The sequence below is a fragment of the Streptomyces sp. NBC_01497 genome, from assembly GCF_036250695.1.
GTDB lineage: Bacteria > Actinomycetota > Actinomycetes > Streptomycetales > Streptomycetaceae > Streptomyces.
On the sequence record NZ_CP109427.1, the window covers coordinates 142,804 to 157,068 of the forward strand.

Annotated in this window: 13 protein-coding genes and 3 pseudogenes; 6 read left to right on the forward strand and 10 right to left on the reverse strand. The window is 67.6% G+C overall.

Translation table 11 applies throughout. The features are described 5' to 3' along the window. The first annotated feature begins 178 nt into the window (after window positions 1-178). Window positions 179-1,225: a PP2C family protein-serine/threonine phosphatase gene (locus OG310_RS00700; protein ID WP_329453898.1), complete on the forward strand. Its 1,047-nt coding sequence runs from the start codon at window positions 179-181 to the stop codon at window positions 1,223-1,225. A gap of 184 nt (window positions 1,226-1,409) precedes the next feature. Here the strand turns inward: OG310_RS00700 and OG310_RS00705 are convergent, their stop codons facing one another. Both OG310_RS00705 and OG310_RS00710 read right to left on the reverse strand, forming a co-directional pair. Then, window positions 1,410-1,811 carry a tautomerase family protein gene (locus OG310_RS00705; protein WP_329453899.1) on the reverse strand — a complete coding sequence of 134 codons (402 nt, stop codon included), beginning with the start codon at window positions 1,809-1,811 and terminating at the stop codon, window positions 1,410-1,412. A 96-nt stretch (window positions 1,812-1,907) separates the two neighbouring features. Beyond that, on the reverse strand, window positions 1,908-2,108 hold the full coding sequence (locus OG310_RS00710; protein WP_329460531.1) for a hypothetical protein: 201 nt from the start codon (window positions 2,106-2,108) through the stop codon (window positions 1,908-1,910). A gap of 731 nt (window positions 2,109-2,839) precedes the next feature. Between OG310_RS00710 and OG310_RS00715 the strand changes: the two genes are divergently transcribed. Genes OG310_RS00715 through OG310_RS00725 form a run of 3 tightly spaced genes read left to right on the forward strand, consistent with a single transcriptional unit; the run spans window position 2,840 to window position 6,062 of the window. Continuing rightward, entirely contained in the window at window positions 2,840-3,493 is a 654-nt protein-coding gene (locus OG310_RS00715; RefSeq protein ID WP_329453900.1) for a response regulator transcription factor, read from the forward strand. Then, window positions 3,484-4,752 (forward strand): sensor histidine kinase, encoded by a 1,269-nt coding sequence (locus OG310_RS00720; protein ID WP_329453901.1) that lies wholly within the window; start codon window positions 3,484-3,486, stop codon window positions 4,750-4,752. The genes OG310_RS00715 and OG310_RS00720 overlap by 10 nt, the downstream gene beginning before the upstream one ends. Before the next feature lie 38 nt (window positions 4,753-4,790). Beyond that, a complete protein-coding gene (locus OG310_RS00725) occupies window positions 4,791-6,062 on the forward strand; it encodes a COG4705 family protein (protein WP_329453902.1) in 1,272 nt (423 codons plus the stop codon). 74 nt (window positions 6,063-6,136) lie between these two features. Here the strand turns inward: OG310_RS00725 and OG310_RS00730 are convergent. The 5 genes and pseudogenes from OG310_RS00730 to OG310_RS38430 all read right to left on the reverse strand — a co-directional run. Next, a pseudogene (locus tag OG310_RS00730) lies at window positions 6,137-6,906 on the reverse strand (transposase). A gap of 113 nt (window positions 6,907-7,019) precedes the next feature. Further along, a complete protein-coding gene (locus OG310_RS00735; protein ID WP_329453903.1) occupies window positions 7,020-7,475 on the reverse strand; it encodes a hypothetical protein in 456 nt (151 codons plus the stop codon). Window positions 7,476-7,489: 14 nt separating this feature from the next. Further along, window positions 7,490-8,779, reverse strand: a complete 1,290-nt coding sequence (locus OG310_RS00740) for a restriction endonuclease fold toxin-2 domain-containing protein (RefSeq protein ID WP_329453904.1) — start codon at window positions 8,777-8,779, stop codon at window positions 7,490-7,492. A 588-nt stretch (window positions 8,780-9,367) separates the two neighbouring features. Next, window positions 9,368-9,967, reverse strand: coding sequence for a hypothetical protein (locus OG310_RS00745; protein ID WP_329453905.1), 600 nt, complete (start codon window positions 9,965-9,967; stop codon window positions 9,368-9,370). 208 nt (window positions 9,968-10,175) lie between these two features. After that, window positions 10,176-10,433: pseudogene (locus OG310_RS38430) on the reverse strand (Lrp/AsnC family transcriptional regulator); the annotation flags it as partial. Window positions 10,434-10,638: 205 nt separating this feature from the next. On the opposite strand from OG310_RS38430, the gene OG310_RS00750 reads away from it, so the two are divergent. Next, a complete protein-coding gene (locus OG310_RS00750; RefSeq protein WP_329453906.1) occupies window positions 10,639-11,631 on the forward strand; it encodes an aldo/keto reductase in 993 nt (330 codons plus the stop codon). 15 nt (window positions 11,632-11,646) lie between these two features. Here OG310_RS00750 and OG310_RS00755 read toward each other — a convergent pair. Then, window positions 11,647-12,307 (reverse strand): annotated as a pseudogene (locus tag OG310_RS00755) (transposase). Window positions 12,308-12,541: 234 nt separating this feature from the next. Here OG310_RS00755 and OG310_RS00760 point away from each other — a divergent pair. Next, window positions 12,542-12,895 carry a hypothetical protein gene (locus OG310_RS00760; RefSeq protein ID WP_329453907.1) on the forward strand — a complete coding sequence of 118 codons (354 nt, stop codon included), beginning with the start codon at window positions 12,542-12,544 and terminating at the stop codon, window positions 12,893-12,895. 109 nt (window positions 12,896-13,004) lie between these two features. Here OG310_RS00760 and OG310_RS00765 read toward each other — a convergent pair whose 3' ends face one another. Together OG310_RS00765 and OG310_RS00770 are read right to left on the reverse strand one after the other, a co-directional pair. Then, window positions 13,005-13,397 carry a hypothetical protein gene (locus OG310_RS00765; protein WP_329453908.1) on the reverse strand — a complete coding sequence of 131 codons (393 nt, stop codon included), beginning with the start codon at window positions 13,395-13,397 and terminating at the stop codon, window positions 13,005-13,007. A 30-nt stretch (window positions 13,398-13,427) separates the two neighbouring features. Beyond that, window positions 13,428-13,937 (reverse strand): spore-associated protein A, encoded by a 510-nt coding sequence (locus OG310_RS00770; protein WP_329453909.1) that lies wholly within the window; start codon window positions 13,935-13,937, stop codon window positions 13,428-13,430. Between the last annotated feature and the right edge of the window lie 328 nt (window positions 13,938-14,265).

Genomic DNA, 14,265 nt, shown 5'->3' on the forward strand with positions numbered 1-14,265 from the left:
GGACGTGATCCTCTTGCAGAGAATCGCGTCCCGACCAGACCGGGGTCGGTTCACTCTGCCCATGTTGTGACTCTTGGGTACCATTTGTGTGGTGGAAGGTTGGCGCGCTGAGTGGAATCACTTCGTCACCCGACCGTGGGGCCGGGCGATAGTGTTCGTTCCCCTTGCGATAATCGCAGTGATCACCTTGGTGGACATGATGTCCTCAACAGCCATCCACCTCGGCCCCCTCGTTGCGCTGGCGCCCGCTCTGACCGCTGCCTTCGCGGGTCCGCGCACGACCGCATTCATTGGGCTCGTGGCGCTTGGCGCCCAGGAACTCGTCGATGGATTCAACGGCGAGACGATGACCAATCACATAGCGCAGGTCGTGGCGTTGGCTGTCCTGTGCTTTGCGATGGTCGTAGCCAGCTATGTGCGGGAACACCGAAACTGGCAGCTGACCCGGTTGCGGTCAGTGGCCGACGCGGCCCAAAGATGCATCCTGCGGCCTCCACCGAACCGGATCGGCTCATTGCGCCTCGGCTGGCTGTACTTGGCCGCCGAGAACGAGGCCCAGATCGGCGGTGACCTCTTCGCCACTGCCCGCGGATCCGGCCCGTCGACCCGAGTGATCATGGGAGACGTGCGGGGCAAAGGGATAGCCGCGATAGGAGAGGTATCGGTTGTTCTCGGAGCCTTCAGGGAAGGGGCCCACCGTTGCCCCACCCTGCGTGATCTTGTTGCAGCGCTGGAGGAGAGTGTCAGCCGGGACATCGAGGACGTCGCCGATGTCGAGACGGACATCGGCGAGCACTTCATCACCGCACTCATGCTGGAAATCCCGGATCAAGACCAGTCCGCCGAGGTGAAAAACTGCGGTCATCCGCCACCCATGCTGATCCACCAACGCCACGTCACCGCCCTCGACTTCGATAACTCTTCCCCTCCATTGGGCATGGGCGGGCTACCCACTACGGGCCAGCACACCGACTCCATCGCCTTCGAACCAGGCGACATGCTGCTGCTCTACACCGACGGCGTCATTGAAGCCCGCTCGCCGAGCGGTCAGTTCTACCCCCTCGCTGAGCGCCTGGATTCCTTCGCCGGATCCAACCCCGACGCCCTGCTCCGGGAGATCCAGAGCGACCTGATCAGCCACGGGGGAAGAGAACCAGCCGATGACGTCGCTCTCCTGGCCATCCAGCGCCTTCCAGCCAAGAAGCGCCATGGGCGCCGCACTTGATTGGCACCCCCTGCGCCTGCTCTTGCCGTCAAGGACCTGGGCCGGGTCGGCGTTGCGCGGAGTTGCATCTCCCGAAGCGTGGATGGGTGATCGGGAGCGCTGCCGGGCGGTGAAGATCCCCGAGGAGCTTGCTCCGCAACACCTCCGACCGGGCCGGCTACCGACCAAACCCGCTTCACCGGCCTTATATTCTTGGCCGCACGTCGACAGGCATGGCAGGACGGCCGCCACCGAAGGAACTACTGGCACGGTCGATCTCGCCGAAGAAGACCATAATGTCGTTCGGATCTGTTCCTGCCGTCTGCAGGTGACTCACGATCGCAGAGAGGAGCAAGCGCTTCCTTTCCTCCTCAGTCCCTGATGAGAGCACTGCCTCGACTATCAGAACGTGCTCGCTGCGAGGCTTCTGCAGATCGGGGTAGAGAGGACTGATGCGAAGGTCAGATGCCCCCAAAGAGATGAATCTCTGGAAGTGGTCATCCTCGGGGTAACCTGCGCTGACGCTTGCCGCATGGATGGCGGAGGATATCGCATCCTTTTCCGTCACCGTCATCCCGGAACGCGTTGTGATGGTGAAAAGCGGCATGAAATTCCTTTGCGCTGCGTAGGGATTTTCTGCTTATTGCCCTACGATTTTACGATATCTTCAGAGCGGGGTGAGCGGCGGGGGTGGCCCGGTGAGTCACATCCGGGAATCGCACTGACCGTTTTCAGAGTGCCACTCGTGGACGTCCAGCAGCAGGCCGTCCAGCGGCCCGCCGACCAGCTCGGCATAGTTCCGATGTGGGACCGGGCCGGGGTGGGGGTCGTCGTACTCCGAGCCGTAAATGCGGCCGTTCAGCAGCTGCTCATCGCGGTTCCACGCGGGCCTGCCCAGGGCCACCTTGCCCGCGTGGCCGGTCGCTGCGGCTTGTCCAGTCAGGTGCGGGATCGGGAGAACCAGCCGCTGGCCCCCTGCGCGGCGGCCGGTTCCTCTGCTTCCTGGCGCAGGTGCTCCTGCTCCCGGCACTCGCGTTTTTCGGCTTCGGCCTGCGCCTGGCTGCGACGGCGCGCTGCCGACAGTCCTCGCACAGGTCCGGATGCGACTGGCGTGTGCTCCAGTCCCGGCTGTAGCCGATCGCCTCCCACCGGGTATCGGTGAACTTCTGCCCGCAGTCCTTGCAGATCGGTCGCCGCGCCTCCCGCAGTGCGGCTTCCCGCTCCTCACGGCGCCGCTGCTCTTGTCGGGCCGCCTGGCGGCGGGCGAGGTAGTCGTCCCGGCGGACATTGCCGATAGCGTCCAGCAGCGGGGCGCGGTGGTCGCGGCCGAAGCGCAAGAAGACGGGCCCGGCCGCGCCGTGTTGAAGTAAGTTCCTCCAGCCTGGTCGCTACGATCGGGATGCAGCGGTCGTAGGAGTGCTAGGGCTGGCGCGATGGCGTCGAGTACTCCTGCACAGGATCCATGCGGCCGATGGTGGTCCCCCCGCGAACCTCCGCTGCTGCGGCTCGGCCGATCGCGCCAGACCGTCGCGGCTTGGCAGGGCACGGGGCGTGCGGTGCCAGCGCCACTCACGACGGTCAGGCGGCTGATCAGGGCAGATGGATAACTGGGACAGAAGTATTTAGGGTCAGCACATGGCTCTCATCATGGTGTGCGAAGACGACGCGGCGGTCCGTGGCGTCCTCAAGCGCGCCCTGGAGTACGACGGCCACACCGTCGCGATCGCCGCCACAGCCGACAGCCTACTGCGGCAGCTCGCACCGGCGCCCCATCTGGTCGTCCTGGATCTCGGGCTCCCGGACGCCGATGGCCGTGACGTCTGCCTGGCCATTCGGGCTCGCGGTGTCGACGTGCCGGTGCTGATGCTCACCGCGTTGGACGGCCTACATCATAAGGTGGGCGGCTTCGAGGTCGGCGCCGACGACTACATGACCAAACCCTTCGACATCCCGGAACTACTGGTCCGGGTCCGAGCCCTCCTGCGCCGGGCCACCGTGGCGCCCGCAACACGCGAGGTCGTCCTGGATCCGGCGAAGCACATGGTGACCTACGGCTCGGTGAGTGAGAGCCTGACCCCGACCGAGTTCCGGCTGCTGGGCCGCTTGATCGCCTCGCAGGGCGACGCGGTACGCCGCCACGCCCTCATCGCCGCTGGCTGGCCGCACGGAGCGCAGGTCAGCGACAACACCCTCGACTCCTTCGTGCGCCGGCTGCGGACCAAGCTCGGTCCGCTGGCCGTGGCCGAGCATCTGGTGACGGTCCGCGGCGTGGGCTACCGATGGCAGTGACGGGATTCCGCAGAAGGGTCGTCGTGCTCACGGTGCTGATCGCCACCGCGGTGGTCGTCATCCTGGTCGTGGTTTCGCACGTGCTGCTGAGCAGGGTGACGGATGTCGACGCGCACGATCTGGCCCGTACGCGCGCCGAGGCGGTCGCGGCGAACGTCAGCGCCAAGGGCGGCCGTGTCGTACTGACGGAGAACAGCAGCGAGGCGCTGGACGAGGTCGCCTGGGTGTACGCCGACGGCCGTCTGATCGACGGGAACGTACCGGCAAGCGTGGTCGATCGCGTCGAGGAGCTGGCGGATTCGAGGCGCCCGCAGACCACGTCCGCCGGCAACTACCTCCTGTACGCGCGGCAGGTCCCGCTCGACGGCCACCACGTCATGGTGATCGTCCGGGTGGACCTCACGCCCTACGAGACGTCCGAGCAGCGCAGCCTGATCATGTCGCTGATCCTGGGCGGCCTCATGATCCTCCTCGCCGGCGGTGTCGCGCACCTCGTGGTGCACCGCGCGCTGCGGGTCGTGCACGAGATGGCCGCCCTCGCCGACGACTGGGGTCATCACGAACCTGGGCGCCGCTTCAACCTCGGAGTCCCACGCGACGAGTTCGGGGAGCTGGGACAGACCCTGGACCGCCTTCTGGAGCGCGTCGACAACGCGCTGGCGGACGAGCGCCGGCTCACCGACGAGATCGCCCACGAACTGCGGACACCGCTCACGGTCCTGCGGGGCGAGGCGCAGCTGGCGCAGCTGTCCGGCGAGCCGGTGGTGCCGGAGGCGGTGCTGAGCGAGGTCGACCGCCTCGATGCGGCGATCACGACGATTCTGCGGGCCGCACGCGCACGGACGGACGAGGGGACCCGGTGCGATCTGCGCTCCGCCGCGCGGCAGGCGATCGGCAGCCGCGCGGTCGAGGTCGCCTTTCCCGCGAAGGTCGAGGTCGCCGTGGCGCCCGACGTCGCCGTGTCGCTGCTGTCACCCCTGCTGGACAACGGTTTGCGGCATGCGAAGTCCCGTGTGTGGATCACCGCGCGCAACCAGGGTAAGGCCATCGTGGTCGATGTCCTGGACGACGGCCCCGGGTTCGATCCCGACGAGGTCGACCGGGTCTTCGAAGCGGGTGTGACCGGCGGCACCGGGTACGGGCTGGGGCTGCCCGTGGTCCGGCGCATCGCCGCCTCGGCCGGTGTGGAGGTCCGCGCGATCGCGGACGGCCGCGGCCACGTCGAGGTGACACTCCAGGCCGCGCGAGCGACCACGTAGTCAGGTTACTTGCAGGTTCCCCGCGTAAACCTCCCTATATGACAACGACAACGGAAGCACGCACGCGCAGCGGGCGCCTCATGCTCAACAAGGTGCCCGAGGTCACCATCTGGTTCTGGGTGATCAAGATCCTGTGCACGACGGTCGGTGAGAGTTTCGCCGACTGGATCAACATGAAGCTGGGCATCGGCCTGGTGAACACGGCCTGGATCTTCACCGCGGTGTTCGTGGTGGTCCTGGCCATCCAGCTGCGGCTGAAGCGGTACGTCCCGTTCCCCTACTGGCTGACCGTGGTCGTTGTCAGTGTCACGGGGACGCTGTACACCGACATCCTCACCGACCAGCTCAACGTGTCGCTGTGGATCAGCTCCGCCGTATTCTCGGTGCTGCTCGCGGTGGTCTTCGGTGTGTGGTGGCTGCGTGAGCGCACCCTCTCGATCCACTCCGTAAGCACGTTCCCGCGTGAGTCGTTCTACTGGCTCGCCGTTCTCGTCACATTCGCGCTCGGCACCGCGACCGGCGACTGGACTCTCGAGCTGACCGGCTGGAGCCCGGGCGCCTCGGTGCTGCTGCCGCTCGGCCTCATCGCGGCGATCACCGCGCTGTGGAAGTTCGGCGCGAACCCAGTGCTGTCGTTCTGGCTCGCCTATATCCTGACCCGCCCGCTGGGCGCCAACATCGGTGACTGGCTCGCCTCCCCGAAGGTCGCCCAGCCGGGCGAGCCCACCGGTCTCGCGTTGGGCACGTTCACCACCAGCCTGATCTTCCTCGGCCTGATCCTGGCGACGGTGGTCTACCTGACGGTGAAGCGCTCGGACGTGACCGAGACCTACGAGGCGGCCCACGCCGCACACGCCAGCGGCGGCCCGCGCAGGGAGCGCGTCGGGCTGGCCGGCTTCGGCCTGCTGGCCGTTGCCACCACGGGCCTGATGGTGTGGGCCCACGGCCAGCCGCACGTCGGCCCGGCGCCGGAGGCCGACAACACCTCCGCCGTCCAGATGGCTCCTGGCCAGGCGGTGAAGAAGTTCCCCGCCGCCAAGGTCGCCGCGCTGAAGAGCCTCGCCTCCACCTCGCTCAAGGACGCACGCTCGGGGAACGTGAAGGGCGCGCACGCGGCCGCCCAGTCGCTGCGTGACCTGTGGGATGCCGACCAGGCATCGTTGCAGCCGCTGGACAACTCCGGCTGGACCTCCATAGACGCCCAGATGGACAAGGTGCTGGGGACCTTCGGCATCGATCACTCCAACCCGCCGATGTCGCCTGCGCGGCAGGAGAAGGAACTGAACGCCCTCCTAATGGACATGGGCTGACGGACCTAAGGGCTGTCCCGTAAATGATCTCTGTCTCGTGTGGGCAGGGTGAGTTGCTGTCTGGACTGGGTGGATTATCCGGCGAGGGCGAGGTTGTGCATCCGGGCGATGCCGAGCATGGCGTGGTGGACGCCGTCGCCTTTGAGGCGGCAGTCGCGGAGGATCTTCCAGGTCTTCATCCGGGCGAAGGCGTGCTCGACGGCGGGCGCGGACCTGTTTGTGGGACGTGTTGTGGGCCTGCTTCGAGTCGGGCAGTTCCTCGCCCGGCCTGCGCCGGTCCGGCATCAGGAGACCGGTGCCGGGATAGCCGCCGTCGGCCATGGTCGTGGTCGCGCCGACAGCGGCTTTCGCGCCGGACTCCTCCCATGCCTTGCAGTCGTTGTTGTTGCCGGGCAGGGGACGGCCGACCACCACGACGAGGCGGGTGTCTGCATCGATGACGACCTGGTGGTTGGTGGAGTACCGGTAGTTCTTCGACTGCTCGGCGATGGTGTGGTCGCGGGTGGGCACCAGGGTGCCGTCCACGGTGAGCACCGCGTCCTTCGCAAACCTCTTGCGGGGCTGCAGGGCGAGCATCGGCCCGAGATGATCGATGATCCGATCTGCTGCGGACTTGGACACCCCGAACAGCGGGGCCAGTTGGCGCATGGTCAGGTTCGTGCGCCAGTAGGTCGCGACCAGCAGTGCACGGTCCTCCAGCGGCAGGCTCCACGGCCGGCCCCTGCGGACCGCGTCCGCACCCTCACGCCGCAGAACGGTCACCAGCTTCCCGAACAGGCGCGGGCTGAGCCCGGTGAACGGGGCTATACCAGGACGGCTCCGACGCCGTGATCACACCAGCCACGACAAGATCATCTCACCTGCGACCAGCAGTTACGGGACAGCCCTTAGAGACCCGAGCGGCCGTTCGATGCTCGGCCGGTTGCCGGCCCGGCGGGGCGGGCGCCGTGGCCGCTCCTACGGCCGGTCGACCGCTTCGAGGTGGTGGCGCAGGACGGCCGTGATCTCCTCGGTGCCGCCAGTGGCCGGGAGGGGCGTCGGCTCCTGTTCGCCGTTGGCCATGGCCAGGCTGCTGGCGAAGCGGACGAGATGGGGGGCGGGGACGAACGCATCACGAAGCCAGCGGGCGAAAGCGGCGGCCTCATCCGCGGTCACGTCGGTCAGGGTGATGTAGGAATAATCGGGTCCGGGCATCGTGGCCGTCCCGTCCACCCATACCCGTGGCGCCACTTCGACCTCGAAATCGAGAACAGTCATGTCGTGGATGCCGGATCTCCGGTACTCCAGGGCAGGGTCGGAGAACGCCTGCCTCAGGGACCTCTCCAGCGACTCGGTGGTGGCCCCCCAGGCGCCACTGTCCTCCGCGGGCGGGTAGAAGGCGAAGTTCGTCCGAAGGTTGCGCTCAGCGGTCACTGTCTTCCTCGGTCTCAGGGCACGTATCGCGTGGAGCCCGGCGTTCCTGTCATCGCCATCATGGACTGCCAGTAGGCGGCGTTGTCCGGTCCGTTCGTGGCGATCTCGAGCCCTCGGATCTCGCTGTTCGCGGGATTGGCCATGGCCTGCTTGTACCGGACGAGTTCTCTCTCGTCTCCGGCATACATGGAATCAACGACAGGATCCCAGACGATGTTCCCCTGCTTGTTCACCTTGACGGGCGTGGCCAGCGTCTTGTCCACCCGGTCGAGGGACCGGAAGCTCGTCTCGCAGTCCGGGTCGCGTACGTGCTTGGCCTCGACGAGGTATCCGTCGGCGGGGCGTATGCCGTCCACCATCAGTCCTCGCTTCTTCCCCGGCAGTGGCACTTCCCGTTCGGGATAACCGGCGATGCGGAGCTGGTAAGCGTCGTCCGGGTCGGTCGGGCCGCCTCCGCCTGCCAGCCCTCCCTGGTTGAGGGAGTTCATCCAGCTGCGGAACTGTTGTTGCTGGGCGGTGGTGAGCAGGTGTGTCGTGCCCGGCGCAGGTGCTATGGGGTCCGCGACGCGGATGTTGGGATCGACTGCGTTGGACGCGGGCAGCAGGGCCGGCGCGTCCCCGGGGTAATCCGCCAGGGCGAACGGTATCGGGACGGGTACCTCGATCGGTGGGGGGAGCCACGGCAGGAGAGGACTTCGTGGGTCGTCCGAACCGTTCGGCAGCTCCACCCGGGCCTCGGACCCGCCGAGGGCGTGGCCGGTGTCGCCGAGCTGGTGAATCCACGGGTCTTCCAACACGGCGTTGTGCAGGCCGCCGTCGTAACCGTTCCCACCGAACATCGGGGCGTCCCAGGGCATATCCGTGGCGAAGAGATCCGCTTTGTGCGTGAGGATCTTCACGTTCGCGGCTTCGACGTGATCGGCATACCGATCGCAAGCCTTGGCAAGTTGGGAGCAGGCCGCTACGAGGTTCGCCACGAGGGGTTCATCCTGCTGGGCCTGCTCCGGTGGGGAAGAGGCGCCCACGCAGTGCGCGAAATACACACGGAATGAGTCCGCGGCCTCGCCCGAGTGCGCCTTGTCCGCCGTCGATGCGTAGGCCTGGGCATCTTCGAGTACCGTCTGCACCAGTTTCCCGGTGTGCCGCCAGGAGCCGGCGACATCGCGCAGCTTCTCCGGCGAACCGGAAGCGATCGCCTCCGCCGGGCTCGACGTACTTATCGAACCAGCCTGTCTTGCCCACCACTTCCGGTAGCTCATCACCGAGCCCGAGATAGTTTTCCGTGCAGCCTTCGTTCGGGTCACCCATGCCGACGGTCAGGTCGACCTGTCTGCCGATGACGGCTGCGACAGTGCTGCTCTCCTGCGCCATGAACTCGCGCGCGTTGCGCATCAGCCCACGCCCGGACTCGCCCAGGACATACGAGCTGAACCCCAGCTGGTCGAGTGTCGCGGACGCCGCCGACCTGTACACCTTGGCGAAGTCGCGGCCCGCGTCGTCGTCCCCGGCCATGCCCCTCTGCCGGTCCCGTTCGTGCGAGAGCGCGATCGCGGTGTCTCGGGCCCCTCTCATCACGTCGGTCACGAGCCCCATGGCACCGCGGATCATTCCTTCGGCTATCACTTTCACATCAGGCGCCAGCCCGTCACCCACGAACGACCCCTCCCCCTTGCCGGTCCGGGGAGACCGAACTCGCCCCCCTGGCTTACCTGTTGTACCTCGTCTCCTGTCATCCGCGCGAGAGGCCCGGGAGCGTGTCGCTGTAGGAGGCGCTCTTTCGTCGGTCCGGTGTCGCTGAGCGTGCGGGGCTCGGGGCTGGAGGTCCGCGACGTGCCGTTCGAGCCACGACCTGACCTTGATCGTCGCGGGCCCGCAAAGCGCGGACGGGACAGCTACGGCGCTTCCGGTTCGCTGTCGTCTTCAAAGTCCAGCACGGGGTCAGGGAGCTGCTCGGGAACGTTCCGCAGCAGGTCCGCGGCCATCGCCAGCAGTGTTTCAGCCTCCGCCCGGCTGTACTCGAAGTCCCGTGTGACCGCATCGTCGTGCATAACGCCGGAGGTTTGGCCGTAGGGCGCGTCCTGGATGCGCCACCACCGCTCCGTCTGGTTGAGCTGCATCTGCGAGGTCCGTTGCCTCAGCCGGCCTCGGCGATACAGCGGCATCGGATCGTCTGGGCTTCTGTGAGCCAGGGCCCGCCGACGCTGCACAGATTCCGGGACCGGGTTCACCACTGCTCCGCGACTGTAGCGCCGGTGGAAGGCGTAGAAGCGGCTGACCACGGTCAGGGCGTTGATCGTAGTCGGCTCGTATCCAGCCTTCAGATACTGCTTGCCGGTGCGGGTGTTCACCGACCCGGGCGGCGGGGCGGACGGATTGCTGCGGCGGTGCTGCGCACTCTTCGCCGTCCGCAACCAGCCGTCCATGGCGGCGGCTTCCGCCTCGGTGGCCTTCTCCCACCCGACGCCCAGCAGCCACAGCAGCCTTCTCTGCACCAAGCAAAACGGCACGCCGAGGAGATCTGTTCAGGAGCTTCCACAGCGTCCTGTCACGGCTACGGCCAGAACGACCCAACTCCCAGGTGATCGACAGGGTGCGCCGGGCAGCGCCAGCACTCCACCGTGCCTGACGGGGACGAGCGTGGACGGTCTCATCCAGTACCAGACGTCCGTTATGGACTCTGGTCCCGGCCTGCTTGAGGCGATGCAGAACCGGCACGACTTCGACTTGCCGCACGGCGGGGAGCACGCCGACCTTGGTAGTGATGAAGGTGTACAGGTCCTCGGTGTCCCTGCAGGTGACAGTGACCAGCAGATTGGCCGCGCCGGTGACAGCGGCCGTGAACGTGGACCCGGGATGCAGCGATAGTGCAGTGCCGGTCGCATCGAGATCGCCCGGGGTGACGGTGAGCCAGAGGTATGCGGTGGCGTGAAAGCCGAACTGGGCTGGCGCGAGGTCCACCGCGATGTGCAGTGCCCCGGAGGACAGCCCTATGGCGACCTGTTGCCGGTGGACCGTTTCACCCGCCCCCGTCCCGCCGCGCCTGACCCGCCGGGGGGCCAGCCCTCCGGCTTGACTTCGAGCGCGCTCCAAGTCCTAGCTTCGGAGGCGTTAGTCAGCCCTTGAGGTACCGCCCGGTCCGCCGGGCAGGAGGAGCATTTCGCGCATGATCACTCGAACGACGCTGGGCTCGCCCGGTCTTACCGTCAGTGCGATGGGCCTGGGGTGCATGGGGATGAGCGAGAGCTACGGCGCCGCCGACTGGGACGGCGGCATGGCCACCATCGGCCGGGCGCTGGAGCTGGGCAACACGTTCCTGGACACTTCCGACTCCTATGGCACCGGGCACAACGAGGTGCTGGTGGGCCGGGCCATCCACGGCCGCCGGGACCAGGTGCAGCTGGCCACCAAGTTCGGCATCGACCGCAGCGCCGGTGACCGGGCACGCCGCATCCGCGGTGCCCGCGACTACGTGCTGCGCTCCTGCGACGCCTCGCTGCTGCGGCTGGGCATCGAGGTGATCGACCTGTACTACGCCCACCGCCCGCCCCAGGACGTGGAGATCGAGGAGACCGTCGGGGCGATGGCCGAGCTGGTCGAGGCGGGCAAGGTCCGTCATCTGGGTCTGTCCGAGGTCGACGGCGAGCTGCTGCGCCGGGCGCACGCGGTGCACCCGATCACCGCGGTCCAGAGCGAGTACTCGCTGTGGACCCGCGACGTCGAGGCGGTCACTCCGGTGATGGCCGAGCTGGGGGTCGGGCTGGTGCCGTACTCGCCGCTGGGGCGGGGGTTCCTGACCGGCGCGCTGGACCGCTCCACATTGGGCGAGAAGGACTTCCGGCGCACCAACCCCCGCTTCGCCGGCGAGGCGGGCGAGGCCAACGAGAAGATCGCGCGGACCGTGCGCGAGGTGGCCGACCGGCTGGGTGCCACCCCGGCCCAGGTGGCGCTGGCCTGGGTGTACGCCCAGGCCGAGCGGCTCGGGGTGGCGGTGGCGACCATTCCGGGCACCCGCAGCCCGGCCCGGCTGGAGCAGAACGCGGCCGCGCTGGAGCTCACCCTGGACGCCGAGGCACTGGCCGCGCTGGACCCGCTGAGCGACCAGGTGATGGGCGAGCGCTACACCCCCGCGCACACCGCTGAGGTCGCTCGGGGTTAGGACTTGTCCGGCCGATCATGCGCGGAGCCAAATGATGAGGGCTGCTGCGGTCGCGGTCCCAAGGAAGACGTAGCCGCGTTTGTCGTAGCGGGTGGCTGCTGCTCGGGCGTGCTTGAGCCGGTTGATGGCCCGTTCGACGGTGTTGCGTTTCTTGTACCGCTCTTCGTCGAAGCCGGGCGGCCGTCCGCCGCGTGCCCCTTTCCGCCGGCGGGCGGCCTGGCTGTCGGTCTTCTCCGGGATCGAGTGCCGGATGCCCCGTCGCCGCAGATACTCGCGGCACAGGCCGTTGCTGTAAGCCTTGTCCGCCGCGACGCTGTCGGGCTTCTTGCGCGGCCTGCCCGGCCCGGTCCGAGGGACGCGAATCTTCTCCAGCACAGGCTCGAACTGTGTGCAGTCCGCCCGCGCCGGCGCCGTGCTGATGAGCCCGCACGATGCTGGAGTCGACCGAGACATCCCAGTCGATCTCCCCAGCCGCATCGGCCTCGGCCTGGACCTGCTGGAGCAGGCGTTCCCAGGTTCCCTCGGCCGACCACAGACGGTGGCGCTCGTAGACCGTCTTCCACGGGCCAAACCGTTCGGGCAGGTCACGCCACTGAACGCCGGTCTGGGGACAGTCGCGGCCAGTACCACCACTAGGACTTGTCCGGCCGATCATGTGACTCCTTCCGGCTGTCACCGGGGCAGGCGCCCGAAGCCGAGGAGGGCGACCCCCTCACGCTCCAAAGATGCTTGGGCATGGGGGCGGGGAGATCTGACAGATGGAACGGCTGCGGCCGTCCTGCCGGTCAGCAACCGGCGTTGTGGCAGGTGGCGGTTCCTTTGCCTGGGCCCGGCTCGCGGCCGGTACGGGTCGCGTGCAGACCTGGCCGCCGGGCCGTCCGTGAGCAGGGCGACGCTTCAGGGCGCTTGGGTGGACGACGCCGAAGTGGTCTACGTCGGCAAGGCATCATCGGGGAGTGCCGGTCGGCGCGGCCTGCGCAAGCGGCTGGACGAATTCCGCCAGTTCGGGGAGGGCAGGGCCATCGGGCACTGGGGCGGCCGATACCTGTGGCAGCTTGAAGACACCGGCGCCCTCCTGGTGGCATGGCTCGAGACTCCGGATGGGGATCCTGCGACCCTCGAGGCGACTCTCATCGCCGAGTTCGTGGCCGTCCACGGCGCCCGTCCGTTCGGGAACCGCAACCGCGGCCGCCGGCTCGAATCAGGTTCCGCGGAGCCCGGCCGTGGACGGGGCACCGACCCGCGCGCATCGGCCCGTAGGTGAGTTGCTGCTGCAGCCACTCCCGCAAGCGATCTCACTCACGATCCCACCTCGTGGCGCCTCGAAATACGGGTTCCTCTGCTGCCGGGACGTCAGCGCGCGGGGGCGTACGTCATTCTTCGGTGGCCAGGTTGAGCGTTCGTACGGGATGTCCTGTCCATCGGTCCGGGTGGATGGTGGCGATGACGGCGCCGTCGGGGCGCTCCGGGGTGGGTTGAGCGGCGTGCAGGGCGTGGGGCATGCTCCAGGCGCCCGCCGGGTCGGCTGCGACGGCGAGGGCCGTGGGAAGGTCGAGCGGGAGGAGCGTGAGGGCGGGCAGGGCTGCGAGGTACTCGGCGGTGCCGGGGCGGGCGCGGTCGGCTTCGACGAGGGCGCGGGCCGGGGCGTAGAGGTACCAGCCCGCCTCGGCATGGGCACGGTGAATGAGGCGGGAGACGAGGACGTTGCCCTGCCCGGCGGCCACCATGACAATTTCGTCGAGGACGACGTGGACCGGTTCGCTCATTGGCCGAGACGGTGCGTTCCGGACGGTGTTTCAGCCGCAGTGGGAGTGGTACTGCTCCTCGATGGCATGGTCGATCTGGCCGTACCAGTCGATGCACTTGCCAGCTGCGTTGAGGTACACCGGGCCCGCGTAGCTGGTGTAGTTACCGTAGTCGGCCACGGCGGAGGCGGAGTTGCCGGCCAGCTGTACGGCGGCCCCCATGTACACCTTGACGCCTGGATCGGCACGGACGGTCACGACGCAGTTCTTGCCGGTGGAGCTGTTGAAGGTCAGCCAAGTGGTGCCGAGCCATTTGAGGTCCAGATGGTCGATCGCGCCATATCCGGCGCCGCAGGCGCCGTTGTAAGGGGCGAGCGGTGCCGCCGTAGCCGAAACCGCTGGGTGGGCTGACGAAGCCGACTGAGGTGCCGCGCTGGCCGGTGACACAAGAGCTCCGGCAGTTGCTGCCGCAGCCACGGCAATAAGAGCGATTGATCTACCAAGGGTCTTCATGAAGCGGATTTCCTCCTCTGATCTCACCTGGCGAGCAATGCTGAACAAGATCTTCCGCGGTCGTCCCGGTCCGTGGTCCTGTGGCGACCGGGATCCGCAGGTCTTTCGGACCGCTGCGTGTAACGGTCACTCACACGCTAGAGGGGCGGCCGTGCACGTTCCTTGTCGCTGAGTGCCCTCACCGCACTCTCGCAACGCACCATTCAATCAGGCGCGTCCGACCTCTGCGCGCTGTTTCTGACATTTTCGTATGCATCGGTGTCACGCGCGCTGCCGAGCACCCCCGGCCCGTGCCGATGCCGCCATGACGGCGAGCTACGAACGCGGGTTCCGTGCTTTTCGGATCGAAACCGTGCTTCCTCCTGCGTCGCCGCGA